The 15,207-nt window shown below is 37.5% G+C and carries 15 protein-coding genes; 10 read left to right on the forward strand and 5 right to left on the reverse strand.

Annotated elements, in window-relative coordinates:
- Positions 1-21: 21 nt before the first annotated feature.
- Both INR75_RS03455 and INR75_RS03460 read left to right on the forward strand, forming a co-directional pair.
- The gene (locus tag INR75_RS03455) at positions 22-972 is read left to right on the forward strand and encodes a DUF1028 domain-containing protein (RefSeq protein ID WP_255584630.1); all 951 of its coding nucleotides are present in this window, start codon (positions 22-24) and stop codon (positions 970-972) included.
- A gap of 105 nt (positions 973-1,077) precedes the next feature.
- On the forward strand, positions 1,078-2,226 hold the full coding sequence (locus tag INR75_RS03460; protein ID WP_223090786.1) for a DUF3095 family protein: 1,149 nt from the start codon (positions 1,078-1,080) through the stop codon (positions 2,224-2,226).
- A 4-nt stretch (positions 2,227-2,230) separates the two neighbouring features.
- Here the strand turns inward: INR75_RS03460 and INR75_RS03465 are convergent, their stop codons facing one another.
- The 3 genes from INR75_RS03465 to INR75_RS03475 form a co-directional block, all read right to left on the reverse strand.
- Positions 2,231-2,530 carry a type II toxin-antitoxin system RelE/ParE family toxin gene (locus INR75_RS03465; RefSeq protein ID WP_092539632.1) on the reverse strand — a complete coding sequence of 100 codons (300 nt, stop codon included), beginning with the start codon at positions 2,528-2,530 and terminating at the stop codon, positions 2,231-2,233.
- 11 nt (positions 2,531-2,541) lie between these two features.
- Complete coding sequence (locus tag INR75_RS03470; RefSeq protein WP_092539633.1) at positions 2,542-2,781, reverse strand: hypothetical protein; 240 nt, start codon at positions 2,779-2,781, stop codon at positions 2,542-2,544.
- A 126-nt stretch (positions 2,782-2,907) separates the two neighbouring features.
- Positions 2,908-4,461, reverse strand: coding sequence for a M20/M25/M40 family metallo-hydrolase (locus INR75_RS03475; RefSeq protein WP_223090787.1), 1,554 nt, complete (start codon positions 4,459-4,461; stop codon positions 2,908-2,910).
- A 242-nt stretch (positions 4,462-4,703) separates the two neighbouring features.
- Between INR75_RS03475 and INR75_RS03480 the strand changes: the two genes are divergently transcribed.
- Together INR75_RS03480 and INR75_RS03485 are read left to right on the forward strand one after the other, a co-directional pair.
- Positions 4,704-7,085: a prolyl oligopeptidase family serine peptidase gene (locus INR75_RS03480; RefSeq protein ID WP_223090788.1), complete on the forward strand. Its 2,382-nt coding sequence runs from the start codon at positions 4,704-4,706 to the stop codon at positions 7,083-7,085.
- Between the two features lie 4 nt (positions 7,086-7,089).
- Complete coding sequence (locus tag INR75_RS03485) at positions 7,090-8,313, forward strand: cysteine desulfurase-like protein (protein WP_223090789.1); 1,224 nt, start codon at positions 7,090-7,092, stop codon at positions 8,311-8,313.
- 266 nt (positions 8,314-8,579) lie between these two features.
- Here the strand turns inward: INR75_RS03485 and INR75_RS03490 are convergent, their stop codons facing one another.
- Entirely contained in the window at positions 8,580-9,722 is a 1,143-nt protein-coding gene (locus INR75_RS03490; protein ID WP_223090790.1) for a cystathionine gamma-synthase, read from the reverse strand.
- Positions 9,723-9,877: 155 nt separating this feature from the next.
- Here INR75_RS03490 and INR75_RS03495 point away from each other — a divergent pair, with 155 nt between their 5' ends.
- The 3 genes from INR75_RS03495 (at position 9,878) to INR75_RS03505 (ending at position 11,957) form a co-directional block, all read left to right on the forward strand.
- Positions 9,878-10,648, forward strand: a complete 771-nt coding sequence (locus tag INR75_RS03495) for a DUF3298 and DUF4163 domain-containing protein (RefSeq protein WP_223090791.1) — start codon at positions 9,878-9,880, stop codon at positions 10,646-10,648.
- Between the two features lie 66 nt (positions 10,649-10,714).
- A complete protein-coding gene (locus INR75_RS03500; RefSeq protein ID WP_092539639.1) occupies positions 10,715-11,068 on the forward strand; it encodes an arsenate reductase family protein in 354 nt (117 codons plus the stop codon).
- Positions 11,061-11,957, forward strand: a complete 897-nt coding sequence (locus INR75_RS03505; RefSeq protein ID WP_223090792.1) for a DMT family transporter — start codon at positions 11,061-11,063, stop codon at positions 11,955-11,957. Before INR75_RS03500 ends, INR75_RS03505 begins: the two co-directional genes overlap by 8 nt.
- Positions 11,958-12,004: 47 nt before the next feature.
- Here the strand turns inward: INR75_RS03505 and INR75_RS03510 are convergent, their stop codons facing one another.
- Positions 12,005-12,496, reverse strand: a complete 492-nt coding sequence (locus tag INR75_RS03510) for a thioesterase family protein (RefSeq protein WP_223090793.1) — start codon at positions 12,494-12,496, stop codon at positions 12,005-12,007.
- 167 nt (positions 12,497-12,663) lie between these two features.
- On the opposite strand from INR75_RS03510, the gene INR75_RS03515 reads away from it, so the two are divergent.
- The 3 genes from INR75_RS03515 (at position 12,664) to gmk (ending at position 15,206) form a co-directional block, all read left to right on the forward strand.
- Positions 12,664-13,626 carry a YheT family hydrolase gene (locus tag INR75_RS03515; protein WP_223090794.1) on the forward strand — a complete coding sequence of 321 codons (963 nt, stop codon included), beginning with the start codon at positions 12,664-12,666 and terminating at the stop codon, positions 13,624-13,626.
- A gap of 105 nt (positions 13,627-13,731) precedes the next feature.
- Positions 13,732-14,604 carry a YicC/YloC family endoribonuclease gene (locus tag INR75_RS03520; protein ID WP_223090795.1) on the forward strand — a complete coding sequence of 291 codons (873 nt, stop codon included), beginning with the start codon at positions 13,732-13,734 and terminating at the stop codon, positions 14,602-14,604.
- A 29-nt stretch (positions 14,605-14,633) separates the two neighbouring features.
- Complete coding sequence (gene gmk, locus INR75_RS03525; RefSeq protein ID WP_223090796.1) at positions 14,634-15,206, forward strand: guanylate kinase; 573 nt, start codon at positions 14,634-14,636, stop codon at positions 15,204-15,206.
- The last annotated feature ends 1 nt before the right edge of the window (position 15,207 follow it).

The following is a 15,207-nucleotide window of genomic DNA, read 5'->3' on the forward strand; positions in this document are numbered from 1 at the left end:
CTCGTTTTAATTTGTTTTTTTATGATTAAAGCAAAAGCTCAAAATGCCAATATCGACAAAGAAGCTTTTGCCCATACCTTCTCTGTCGTTGCTAAAGATCCTAGAACTGGCGAAATGGCCGTTGCGGTACAAAGCCATTGGTTTTCTGTAGGTTCTTTGGTGAGCTGGGGAAAATCTGGTGTGGGCGTTGTCGCTACACAGTCTTTCGTAAATCCTGCTTACGGACCAAACGGACTAAAATTAATGGGAGGCGGTATGTCTGCCAAAGATGCTTTAGATGAATTAGTAAGTCAGGACGAAGGTCGTGATTACCGCCAAATTGCTTTTCTTGATGTTAAAGGAAATGTTGCTGCTTACACCGGGAAACTTTGTGTAGAGTCTGCCGCACATATAGAAGGAGAAAATTTTTCTGTACAAGCAAACATGATGCTGAATGACAAAGTTGTTCCTGCCATGGCCGAAGCCTTTAAATCGAACGGAGCTCTTCCGTTAGCAGAACGAATGGTAGAGGTTTTAAAAGCAGCACAAAATGCAGGTGGTGACATTCGCGGTAAACAATCGGCTGCACTTATTGTTGTAGGCCCTAAAAAAGTTGAAAACCCCTGGGAAGAGAAAAAGATCGATCTTAGAGTAGACGATCATCAAAATCCAATACAGGAGTTAGAGCGATTACTTAAAACCGCTCGTGCTTACGAACATATGAACAAAGGAGATCTTGCCGTTGAGAAAGGTGATATCGATATAGCTTTAGAAGAATATGGTACTGCGGAAGAAATGTTTCCCGATAACCTGGAAATGAAATTCTGGAAAGCGGTGGCTTTGGCAAACAGCGATCGCCTGGAAGAAGCTTTACCTGTTTTTGCTGAAATTTTTGAGCAGGACGAAAACTGGCGAGAAATGATCACCAGGCTTCCAAAAGCCGGCTTATTAGAGCTTACTGAAGCAGAGATAGATCAAATCACAGATCTATAAAGGAAAAACCTCGGGCAAGCCCACGAGCTATGAATAGAACAATCTTTTTCAATTTCGAGGCAAGCCTTGGTGAATTAAACCCTTAATAAGAGATTAAAGCTAAAAATGGCTAATATCGATACTAATTTTTATGAAAATTTACCCGCTTGGGACATCCCGGTGAGTAAGCTAGTAGGCGATATTAGTCATTTTAAAAATGTTCCTGAAAATTGGCATATCGTTGCTGCAGACATCAAAAATTCGACTGAAGCGATTGCAAAAGGCCAGCACAACTCGGTTAACCTTATTGCTACGGGCGCGGTAATCGCCATGATCAATATTGCTTATAAAGCAAAGATCAATATTCCGTTCTTTTTTGGTGGCGACGGTGCCATTGCACTTGTTCCACAGGAAATTTTAGAAGAAACACTCAGCGCACTTCAGAAGCATAAAAGAAATACACTTAAAAACTTCAAATTAGAGCTTAAAACAGGCTCTTTTTCGGTTAAGAAGATCTACCAGGAAAATATTCAGCTTAAAATCGCCAAACTTAAGGTGAATGAAGATCTAAACATTCCTGTTGTTTTGGGAGATGCTTTACATTACGCTGAAGATCTTATTAAAAATACGCTCCCAGAGCAGGAACCTGTGCCAGACGAAAAACCCATCGATCTGGAAGGGATGGAATGCAAATGGGACAAGATAAAACCGCCTAAAAACGGGCAGGAAGTAGTGAGCCTTATCGTGATTTCTAAAAACGACACTAAATCCTATAAGATCTTTGCTGAAGTCCTTAAGGCGATCGACGATATTTATGGCTCACCAAGTCGCAGAAAACCTATCACAGTAAGAAGACTAAAATTGAAAGCAAATTTGCGGAAGATCAATTCTGAAATGAAGGCGAAATTGGGCAAATTCAACCTTCCTTATTTAGTTAAAAGCTGGCTAACGGGCAAGTACGGAAAACACATCTGGCTTAAAAAAGAAAACGGCAAAAACTATCTTAAAAAATTAGTTGCGTTAACCGACACCTTAACCATTGATGGTCGAATCAACACAGTGATTTCAGGAACACCTCAGCAAAGAGAAGCACTCATTGGCTATTTGGACAACCTGGAAAATTCAGGAAAAATAGCTTACGGAATTCATGTGAGCCAAGAAAGTATTATGTCCTGCTACGTGCGAGATATTAGCACTCATGAACATATTCATTTTGTAGATGGCGGAAATGGTGGATATACAAAAGCAGCTAAACGTTTGAAGAAGAAGCTTTAAGAGTTTATTTCAACATTTTATCTGGGTTTCTTCGAACATCAAAAATATCATAGATCAGCACCTTATTGCCTTTTATATTGTAGATGATCTTATAATTGCCTGAAATTAAATATCTATGATTTCTATTTAATTTCTTCAGATAAAATTCTATTTGTCCTGATTCTGGAAATATTTTAAGTTGATTTGTAGATTGAAAAATTTCTGACTTAATTTTCTTGGCAACCTTATGATTTGCATTCTCTTTATAGTAATCATAAATCTCTTTTAAATTACTAATTGCAAAATCAGACCAAACTATCTCCACACATCAAATGATTACCAGTTTTCAGTTATTTTTTTTAAATCTTCCTGAGACTTAAACCTCCCATTTTCAAAATCGTTCTCAGAGATTTCAATTCTTTTTATTAATTCTTCCGGACTAAAAGGCTCTAAAAAAGTTTCCTGATCACTCGATATATTTTTTAGAATATAACTCTCTATTTCAGATAAAAGATTTTCATCCTGAATCTGGGCGAGATATGATATTAAATTTAACTTTCTTGTTTGCAAGTCCATATCTAAAGGCTATTTAATCAAAGATACAAAAATTACAACTTAAGATTCAGCACAAAACAAAACCCTTATTCTAAGAAAGAGTAAGGGTTTTTAAAAATTGTAACTGAATTTATCGAATTTCGGTATTTAATCTAAGCCTCCTCGACGCGTTGCATCTCTTGGTTCTGGCCATGTCATTTGCTCACCAGTTCTACCGTTTACAGGAAGCACTCTTTGCTCTCTTGAAGTTTTATCTGCATCTTCACTCGCTTTATAAGCTAAGATCGCTGCAAGAATAGCATTGCTCTGCACATCGTCCCAAACGATCTTATCGTAAGTATCGCGGTTAGTATGCCAGGTATAGTTCCAGTAAGACCAGCTAAGAGAACTTAGGTTAAAAGCTGGAGCTCCGGCAGCAAGGAAAGATGCGTAATCTGATCCTCCACGACCAGGCATTCCTGGAAAATGTGTTTCTATTTGTCTTGAAATACTATCTGGCACGGCAGATAACCAATCACCAACATAATCGTAAGCCTGTACTAATCCGTTTCCAGAAATATTAACTACACGACCGGTTCCATTATCCTGGTTAAAAACTGCCTGTACATTTTCTACAATTTCAGGATGATCTTTTACAAAAGCACGAGACCCATTTAATCCCTGCTCTTCACTTCCCCAGTGACCGGCAATGATTGTACGCTTAGGATTTGGATATACTTCCTTTAGAATACGCATAGCTTCCATCATTACTAGAGTACCTGTACCATTATCTGTAGCACCGGTTCCTCCATCCCAGCTATCAAAATGTGCAGAAAGAACGATATACTCCTCAGGTTTTTCTGAACCTTCGATTGTTGCGATCGTATTAAAAGTAGGTACTTCTCCATGATCTTCAGAAGTTGCTGTGATACTAAGCTCTGGCTTATCTCCACTTTCAGCCATACGGTATACTAACCCGTAATCTTCTAAAGAAAGGTCTACGGTAGGAATGTCTTCAGTATAGGCAGAAAATACTTTGTTTACGCCAAAACCGCTAGACCAGTTTAAAGTAATAATTCCTTCAGCTCCTGCTTCTTCTAAAATTTTTGGTAATTCTCTAGAAGAATATCCGGTAGCTCTTATACGATCTCTCCAGGCATTTTCTGCTTCAGAACGTTCTTTTTTCATTTTATCAAAAGACTTGTCTGTAGCCCATTCTTCCCAGTTATAATCTGGACGGCCAGTTGGCTCGTTAAAAGACATCAATACAAATTTGCCGTTTACAGCACTTAATTTAGATTGAAAGTCGGCCGAATCTTTAGCTTCTGGTAAAAGAACAGCTTCTGCTGTAACCCCTTTTTTAGAAGTAGATGGACTCCACGCCAGTTGTCTACCTTCCAAGGTTCTTAAACGAGGTTCTACTAGATCGATATGCGTGATACCACGTTCCCAACCTTTCCAAGTTCCCCATTGTTGATTTTCGGCAGAAATTCCCCAATCAGCATAGGTTTTAACAGCCCAGTCATGTGCCTGTTCCATTTGTGGTGAACCTACAAGTCTTGGCCCTATAACGTCTAAAAGTTCGTGGCCTAACTTTTTTAATTGAGAATTTTCGGTAGCTTCTGTAACGATCTCCTCTACGATTGGATCCTGTTGCTGTGCAAAAGAAGCCGTCGCAGCAAGTGCAAGCGATGCAAAAGCTAGTTGTAGTTTGTTTTTCATTGGATTTTGATTGAAAATTTGGTGAATTATTGCTTTCAAATATAAATATATTCTTTACTGAAATCATAGCTTAAGACCTATTATTCTTGAATTCAACCGTGATTTTAAGTATATTGTGAGCAAATTTTTAAGCTTTTTTGTCAAAGAGCTGATGATTATATTTTTGAGTATTTTGGCTTCGAAAGTTTAATTTTTTGATTTATCGAAATCTCACCACTAATTAAAATCCAATATTTACCTAAATGACAAAATTTACGCTTCGTTTTAGCAATATCGCAATTCTTGCTCTTATTGCATTTAGCAGCATTACCCTACAGGCACAGCAAAGTGATCTTTCTGTGGAAAAAATTATGCAAGACCCAAAATGGATGGGAACTTTCCCTTCCAGAATACAGTGGGGAATCGAAAGTGAAAATATTTATTTTCAGTATAACCTAGAAAATGATCCAGATGATTCGTTATACAAGATCGATCTTTCTAACCAATCTAAGATTGTAAAGGTTTCGCAACAAGAAAAGGAAAATATGATCCCGCGTTACGGTGATTATAACGATAAGAAAACCGAAATGCTTTTTACTGAAAATGGGAAGCTCTTATTATACAATATCAGAAAAGCTTCCAAAACAGAACTGATCGACCTGGGTGAACGTATTATAGATCCTCAGTTTATGGCAGATGAATCTAAAATTTCGTTCATCTTGAATGACAATGCGTTTATCTATGATCTTGACGAAGGCACGATAACAAAATTAACCAACATCAATAAAGGGAAAAAGCGAGAAGATAGAGAAGACAAACTATCAGACAAAAATCAATGGATCCAGGATGAAAATCTTGATCTTCTAGAAGTAGTTAATGAACGCAAAGAAAAATCTGAAACTTCTAAATCCTATCGCGAAAGTGTTGCCCAAGAAGAAGATTATGCCTTTTATGCGGGAGATAAGCAAATATCCGGACTTAGCATTTCTCCTAACGGAAAATATGTAAGTTTCAATTTAATTAAAAGAGAACGCGGTGAAAATACCGATGTTCCTAATTATGTAGATCAATCTGGATACACCAAAGATCTGCCTGCACGCTCTAAAGTAGGTGATGATAAAACCGAAGTGGAACTGGCGCTTTACAATATCGAAAAAGACACCGTTTTTATGGTAAGCACAGCAGAGCTTGAAGGTATTAAAGACTTACCCGATTATGTTAAAGATTATCCAGATAAAGAATGGGAAGAAAAAGTTCGTGAAGTGATTACTTCGCCTGCTTATTTTTCAGAAAATGGAGAGAAAGCTATCGTAAGCATTCGATCTAAAGATAACAAAGACCGTTGGATCGCTCAATTAGACCTTGAAGATGGCAGTCTTACCACCATCGATCGCCAACGCGACGAAGCATGGATCGCCGGGCCGGGTCTTGGCTGGTCTTTTGGAGGCGGAACCATTGGATGGTTACCAGATAATAAGCATATTTATTTTCAGTCTGAAGCTACGGGATATTCTCATTTATATCTTCTGAATGTTGATAACGGAGAGAAAAAAGATCTTACTCCCGGTGAATATGAAGTTTTTAATCCAGAATTATCCAATAATAAAAAATACTGGTATTTAACCACTTCTAAAGAAGGTCCAGATGTTCGCCATTTTTATAAAATGCCGGTAATGGGTGGTAAAATGGAGAAACTGACTAATATGACCGGTAACAACCAGGTTTATCTTTCTCCAGATGAAAAATATATGGCGATCTATTATTCCTTCAGCAATAAGCCATGGGAACTTTACCTAAAAAAGACCGGAAAAGGTGAAGCTAAACAATTAACCAGCGGACAATCTGAAGCATTTGCAAGTTACGATTGGAGAACTCCTGAACTTATTAAGTTTGAAGCTGAAGACGGTGCGATGGTTCCGGCAAGATTGTACACACCAAGTGAAGAAACTAAAAATGATGCTGCAGTTGTTTTTGTGCATGGTGCAGGATACTTACAAAACGTACACCAATGGTGGTCGTCATATTTTAGAGAATATATGTTCCATAATCTATTAACAGATTTAGGGTACACCGTTATTGATATCGATTACCGCGGTAGTGCTGGTTACGGTCGCGACTGGAGAACCGGTATTTATCGTCACATGGGAGGCAAAGACCTTTCAGACCAGGTAGATGGAGCAAAGTATTTAGTTGAAAACCATGAAATTAATCCTGAAAAAATCGGAATTTATGGTGGTAGTTATGGCGGATTTATTACTTTAATGGCAATGTTTAACGAACCAGATACTTTTGCTGCCGGTGCGGCGTTAAGATCTGTAACAGATTGGGCACATTACAATCATGGATACACCTCCAATATACTTAATGAGCCTGTAAACGACCCTATTGCCTATCGCAGATCTTCACCTATTTATTTTGCTGAAGGTTTAGAAGGAGATCTACTTATCGCCCACGGAATGGTAGACGTAAATGTGCATTTTCAGGATGTTGTAAGACTTTCTCAACGCCTTATCGAGTTAGGAAAAGATAACTGGGAAATGGCTGTTTATCCAGTAGAAGATCACGGTTTTGTTGAGCCGAGCAGCTGGACAGATGAGTATAGCAGAATTCTTAAGCTTTTTAATGAAAGCCTTTTAGATAAATAGATTTATGGATATAGAATTTGTTAGAAAACAGTTTCCTGCACTCGATAAAGATTTTGTCTTTATGGATAATGCCGGTGGCTCCCAGGTATTGGGAAAAGTTATTCAGCGAATTAATGGCTATTTAATTCATCATAACGTACAACTTGGCGCATCTTATAAAATTAGCAAGGAAGCCGGCGAAAAGCTAGCATGGGCAACCAAACAAGTTGCAAAATTCATCAACGCCAATAGAACCGAAGAAGTAATTATAGGGCCTTCTTCGAGTATGCTTTTTAGAATATTAAGTATCTCACTTAGTAAAAAATGGAAACAGGGTGACGAGGTTATTGTAACCAATACAGATCATGAAGCAAACGTTTCTCCCTGGACAGATTTGGAAGAAAAAGGCATAAAAGTTAAGGTTTGGAAAGCCAATCCAGATACTATGGAATTAGAGCTTTCTGAACTGAAAAAATTACTTTCAGAAAAAACCAAACTTGTCGCGGTTACGCATTGTTCTAATATTCTGGGAAGCATAAATCCTATCAAGAAAATTGCTGAAATTGTACATCAAAACGGCTCCCTTATTTGTGTAGATGGTGTCGCTTACGCACCTCATCGCCAAATTGATGTTCAGGAGCTGGATATCGATTTTTACACCTTTAGCTGGTATAAAACCTATGGCCCACATTTAGCTTTAATGTACGGTAAGTATGATCTACTTTTAGAAATAGATGGTATAAATCACTATTTCTTCAAAAAAGATGATATCCCTTATAAATTTCAACCGGGGAACTTCAATTTTGAACTCACCTATAGTCTTTTGGGAATCACTGAATATTTTCAGGAATTCTATAAACAACACTTTCCAAAAGATAAAGAATCTTCAGTTTTAATGCTGAAAAGATCTTACGAAGTTATTGCACAACATGAGCAGAAATTGGCCAAAAAGCTTCTTGATTTTTTAAATGAAAATCCTAAAGTTAAGATCATAGGAAATCCTGAAGCCGATGCTTCTAAAAGAGTACCTACGATTTCTTTTGTACATCAGGAACTTAAAAGTGATGATATTGTAACGCAAATCGACGATTATCGAATAGGTATTCGATTTGGTGATTTTTACGCTAAAAAAATGGTTGAAGATTTCGGCCTAACTGAAAAAAATGGCGTGGTACGCATCAGTTTAGTACATTACAATACCGAAGAAGAAGTGCAACGACTTATCTGGGCGCTAAGCAAAGTGATTTAAAATCAAGACCGCTTCGCTTTTAGATTTCAGATATTAGATATTAGAAAAAACGAGGGCTGAAATTCGATAATTTCAGCCCTCGTTTTTTAATTAAATCATGAGATGCTAAATCAAGTCCGCCGGACGGACAAGTTTAGCATGAAAATTTGTTTCCTTATCAAATTAATACTTCTGCAAAATTTCAGAAAAAATTACCTCGATTGCTTACTCTTCTATTTTCTAATCCCTAACAGCACAGCGATCTAAAATCTAACTTCTAACTACTATTATCCCAACGCTTGTTTTAAATCTTCAACAAGATCGTCTCCATCTTCAATTCCAACACTTAATCGTATCAAACTATCTACAACACCGGTCTTTTCACGTTCTTCTTTTGGGATCGATGCATGCGTCATGCTTGCCGGATGCCCAGCTAAAGATTCTACTCCGCCTAAAGATTCAGCTAAGGTGAAAACCTTCAGATTTTCAAGGATTTTTATTGCACTTTCTGCGGTTCCTTCCGTAGTAGAAAAAGAGATCATTCCGCCAAAACCTTTCATTTGCTTTTTAGCGATATCGTGGTTTGGATGATCTTCAAAACCTGGCCAGTTCACTTTTGCAACTCCGGCATGCTCTTTTAAAAATCGGGCTACTTTTTCTCCATTTTCGCAATGGCGCTGCATTCTAAGATGCAAAGTTTTGATTCCGCGTAACACCAAAAAACTATCCTGCGGCCCACAAACTCCGCCACTCGCATTTTGGATAAAATATAATTTATCTGCCAGAGCTTTATCTTTCACGATAAGTCCGCCCATCACAACATCACTATGCCCGCCAAGATATTTTGTAGCACTGTGCATTACAATATCTGCTCCCAGATCTAAAGGTTGCTGTAAATATGGTGTTGCAAAAGTATTATCTACCGCTAATAAAACATTGTGCTTTTTGGCAATTTTAGCTGCAGCTTCGATATCGATAATATTCATCATTGGGTTGGTTGGTGTTTCTACCCAAATAAGCTTTGTATTTTCGTTAATATAAGCTTCGATATTTTCAGCTTCCTGCATCCCGATAAAGTGAAATTTAATGCCCAAATTTTCAAATATCGAGGTAAATAAACGGTAAGAACCACCATAAAGATCGTTGGTACTTACAATTTCGTCTCCTGGTTTAAAAAGCTTCATTACGGCATCGATCGCAGCAAGTCCAGATCCAAAAGCCATCCCAAATTCACCATTTTCGATACTGGCTAAAGAACGTTCTAAAGCGGCACGGGTTGGGTTTCCACTTCTGGAATATTCAAAGCCTTTATGACCTCCCGGGGTGCTTTGCGAATACGTACTGGTTTGATAGATTGGCGGCATTACAGAGTTGTATGCAGGATCTGTATTTTCCTGCCCGCCGTGTATAGTTTTGGTATTAAATTTCATAACAATGATTTAGTTGGTTTATAGCGAAAATCTAGCTTTAAAAGCTGATTTTCATTGCTATTAAAAATCTTACTAGCAAAAATAAGCTTCGCATTGGCAATGCCAAAATTGCTGCGTACTTTAGCAAAACAATAACCTAAAATCCGAAAACCATTTTGAAAAAAATTCTTTTTGTGTTGCTTGCTAGCCTGATGCTTTTTGCCTGTGAAGAAGAGAAAAAAGAAGCCCTTATTTTAACCAATTATAACGTAGAAAAGTCTTACGAAAAGTGTAATCCTGAAACCGGAAATTGCACTTTTGTGAACATTAATTACCCGGTTGCCAAAGGCCAGGACGAGGTTGCTAAAAAGATCAATGATTCTATAGAATCTCATATTATCCAACTTGTTTCTGGTTTTAATCCCGATGACAATCCTGAAACTATGGAAGAGATGGTTGATGGTTTTATCGCAAATTATGCGTCTTACCGAAAAGATTTTCCTGAAAACCAAATCCCTTGGGAAGCGACTGTTTTTGCTGAAATTACTTCAGAAAACTTTAAATTATTAAGTATAGATTTTAACGCTTACACGTTTACCGGTGGTGCACACGGCTACGGAAGCAACACCTATATGAATTTTAATCCTGAAACTGGCGAAGTTTACACGCACAAGGATCTCTTTACTGCAGAATTTAAAGAATTTGTAGAAAAAGACTTCAGAAATAAAGAAGATATCCCGCAGGACGAAAACATCAACAGCACCGGAATGTTCTTCGAAAGCGACGAATTTCATCTTCCGGCAAATATTGGTTTTAGAGATGATAAATTGATCTTAACCTATAATCCATACGAGATCGCGGCTTATGCTGAAGGACAAAAAACTTACGAATATGAGCTGGAAGAAATTTCAGAATATTTAAAAATAGATCTTTCAGCAACCGAATAAATTGCAGAAGCTCTTATAAAGTTTTTCCTTTGCAGCTTTTCTTATGCATTCTTAAATCGAAATAAAATGAAAAAGATCTACTACCTGTCTACCTGCGATACCTGTAAACGAATTTTAAACGAGATCGAAGCTCCGGCAGAATTTGAACTTCAGGACATCAAAACAGATGCAATTACCGCAGCGCAAATAGAAGAAATGCAAAAACTTGCGGGTAGCTACGAGTCGCTTTTTAGCAAAAGAGCACGACTTTATAAAGAACGTGATCTTAAAAACAAGAATCTTAGCGAAGAAGATTACAAAGCTTTGATCCTGGAACATTATACTTTTTTAAAACGTCCGGTAATAATTAACGATAATGAGATCTTTATTGGTAATGCTAAAAAGAATGTAGCGGCCGCTAAAGAATCTATCCATGGATAGGCGTTTGCTGGCGATCCTCGCCGCAATAGGTGCCAGTGCGATCTATGGTTTAAACCACACCATCGCCAAAGGAGTGATGCCTGCACATATCGAAGCTTTTGGTTTTATTATGCTTCGAGTGCTGGGCGCTTCTATTTTGTTTTGGCTATTAAGTCCGCTTGCTCCAAAAGAGAAAATCGATAAAAAAGACTGGCCCAGAATGCTGGGGTGCGCTGTTTTTGGAATGTGCATAAATATGCTTTTCTTTTTTAAAGGATTAAGTCTTAGCACGCCCATTAACAGCTCGGTTATCGTCACGCTTTCTCCCGTAATGGTTTTGATCTTAGCTTCATTTATTCTTAAAGAAAAGATCACACTAATTAAAGGAATTGGTATTGCTTTGGGACTTTCTGGAGCATTGGCTTTAGTACTTTTCAGTACAGATAGTGTATCGAATGCGCCCAACATTCCGCTTGGGAATTTGATGTTTATTATCAATGCATTTTCTTACGGATTTTACCTGGTGATCGTAAAACCACTTACCAAAAAATATCACGCCATTACGCTTATGAAATGGCTTTTCCTAATGGGTGTAATTTTAAATTTACCCGTTACTTATTCTGAATTTACAGCGGTAGACTGGTTAAACTTACCATTCGATGCGATTTGGCGAATGGCTTTTGTTGTTGCCGGAACAACATTTTCTACCTACCTGCTTAATATTTATGCATTAAAGCAATTGTCGGCATCAACGATAAGTGTTTTTATCTATTTGCAGCCTTTAATCGCTATTATTTATGCGATCCTGGTGGGCGCAGACCAATTAACCACCATAAAAGTTGCCGCTGGCTTACTGGTTTTTGTGGGCGTTTACCTGTTTAGTTTTAAGAAAACAAAAACCCGGGCGTAGCCGGGTTTCAAAAAATATAAGTCGAAAATCGATAATTTCAGCTTGCTTTATTTTAGCAATTCTGGATCGATATCCTGTGGTTTTCTACCGTGTTTCCTGGTATCTTCTTTTGTTAACACTTTAAAATCTTCGGTATGTGGCAGGCTATCAAAATTATTAATTAAATCTGAAGGCAAACCTGTTAGCTTTCTTGCTTTAAGATCTATCCAACCGCCCATCATTTCACAACTTGCAAAATTTCTTCCTTTGCTGTCATAAAAATTATGTACAAATTCAAAATACATTCCGTCTTCAGAAAGTCCTTTTAACTGCAGGCTCACTTTTACCGGTTCTCCTGCAAAAACCTCTCTAAAATAATATACGTGCTCATAAAAAACCACCGGACCAAGATTATGCTTTGCCAAGTCTTTTTGTCCAAAACCATTTTCCATTAAAAAACCCATTCGGGTGTGGCTCATAAAATTGATGTAAGCCGTATTGGCCAGGTGTCGGTTTGCGTCGATATCACTCCAGCGTATTTCAAATTCTTTGGTATACATAAGTATTTTTTTCAATTTTTACAGAATTACTAAATTACGAATATTTGCTATGCATGCATAATTAGTTTAAGTATTCCATCGAATCATCGAAAATTTGATTTGAAGTTGCCGCTATTCTTATCCCAAATTATAAGTTTCCTTACCTAATTTTTTCTGAAATTTGCCCTATGCCAGTGATTAAAAGTAATTATACCGCTCCGCCTCTTTTTATAAATGCTCATATCGCCACCATCTATGCAGCAACGCTTAGAAAAGTGGATTTTAAGTCTGAAAAAAGAGAACGTTTGGAGCTAAAGGATGGTGATTTTTTAGATTTAGATTGGGCATTTTCTAAAACTGAATCGAAAAAATTAATTATCGCCATGCATGGTTTGGCCGGCAATGCCAATAGACCGTATATGCTGGGAATGGGGAAAATCTTTACTGAAAATAACTGGGATTACTGCGGAATGAACTTTAGAAGTTGCAGTGGAGAAATTAACCGATTATACCGAAGTTATAACGCCGGTGCTACTGAAGATTTGGAAGAAGTTTTGGCCCATATTTTCAGCAAAAATAAATACGATCAAATCGCTTTGATTGGTTTTAGCCTTGGCGGAAATCTTTTATTGAAATATCTTGGGGAACGCAACGAATTGCCATCGCAAATAAAAGCTGCTGTTGCCGTTTCTACACCTTGTGATCTAGGCGCCAGCCTGGAAGCGCTGAACCTGCCAAAAAACAAATTATACACCAACCGATTCGAAAAAAACCTTAAAGATCAGCTTTTTGAGCGTCAACTGGCTTTTCCAAAAGAACTCGAAAAACATCAAATATCGGCTTGTAATTCATTGTTAGCAATCGATGAGTTATATACCAGCCGGGCGCATGGCTATGCTTCAGCGGCAGAATATTACGAAAAATGCAGTTGTCTTCAGTTTTTACCCAATATTAAGATTCCAACACTTTTATTGAATGCTGAAAATGATAGTTTTTTGACTTCAGCATCATTTCCGAAAAAAATAGCCGAAAAATCATCATTCTTACATCTGGAAATTCCAAAACATGGCGGTCACGTAGGTTTTATTCAGCATAAAAAAATGTATTACCAGGAAGAAAGAGCGCTTCAATTTATCCAAAATCAGCTCTAAGATTTCAGTTAAAATTTCAGGAAAGTCCATTATTCAGCTAAATTATTCTATAGCCTTTGCGCTGCCTAAGAATTGATTATCTTTGCCCAACCGTAAAAATGAAGCATGATTCAATCAATGACAGGTTTTGGGAAAAGTGTACTACAACTTCCCAATAAAAAGATTACTATAGAGATTAAATCTTTAAACAGTAAAAATCTGGATCTAAATGCCAGGATCCCTTCGCAATATCGTGAGAAAGAATTGGTGATGCGTAACACGATATCTTCAGCTTTAAAAAGAGGGAAAGTAGATTTCTCACTGTATGTAGAGCAAACAGGAGACGAAACATCTGCGTCTGTAAATGCTGAAGCGGTAAAAAATTACATCAAGCAATTAAAAGATTTGGATCTGGGTGGTATTGCCAGCAATCATGATTCTAAACTTTTAGAAATCGCGATGCGCTTGCCTGATGCCTTAAAAACTGAGCGTGAAGAGATCGACGAAAATGAGTTTGCTGAGATTGAAAAAACCTTATTGGAAGCTCTTGCTGAAATTAACGAGTTTAGAACCGCAGAAGGTGCTGCTTTAGAGAAAGATCTTAAACTTCGCGTTAGCAATATTGGTAATTTGTTAGATGAAATTATGCAAATTAATCCAGAGCGTGTAGATAATGTACGTGAGCGTCTTCGCAAAGGAATCGAAGATCTTAAGGAAAATGTCGATGAGAATCGCTTTGAGCAGGAACTGGTTTACTACATCGAAAAATACGATATCACAGAAGAAGAAGTAAGATTAAAAAATCACCTGGCTTATTTCACCGAAACGCTTGATACTAAAGATAGCAACGGTAGAAAATTAGGTTTTATTGGCCAGGAAATGGGGCGTGAAATAAACACCATTGGTAGCAAGAGTAACTATGCACCAATGCAACAGCTTGTAGTGCAGATGAAGGATGAGCTGGAGAAAATTAAAGAGCAGGTCTTAAACGTACTATAAGAAATTAACCCAAATTAAAGTAGAGCACCATGAAAGAAGGGAAGCTAATCGTATTTTCAGCTCCGTCTGGTTCAGGGAAAACCACTATTGTAAGACATCTTTTAAAACAGGACGAATTAAAGCTGGATTTTTCGATATCGGCAACGTCACGTGATCCTCGCCCTAACGAAGTTGATGGAAAGGATTATTACTTTTTATCTTTAGAAGATTTTAAAAAAAAGATCAAAAACGACGAATTTCTGGAATGGGAAGAAGTTTATCGTGATAATTTCTACGGAACTTTAAAAGCTGAAGTTGAGCGAATTTGGGCAAAAGGAAAACACGTTATTTTTGATATCGACGTGGTTGGCGGATTAGATATTAAAAAGATCTATCCTGAAAAAACACTGGCTGTTTTTGTAAAACCACCAAGTATCGAAGAATTAAAGATCAGGTTAAAAAAGCGTAAAACCGAATCGATGGATAAAATTAATATGCGTGTTGCTAAAGCGAGTATCGAACTTGCCACTGCACCGCAATTTGATTTTATTATTGAAAATAACGACCTGGACGTTGCTTTAGAAGAAGCACATAACCTAGTGCTGGATTTTATAAAAAAGTAAG

The organism is Zunongwangia sp. SCSIO 43204, from assembly GCF_019904275.1.
Taxonomy (GTDB): Bacteria; Bacteroidota; Bacteroidia; order Flavobacteriales; family Flavobacteriaceae; genus Zunongwangia; species Zunongwangia mangrovi.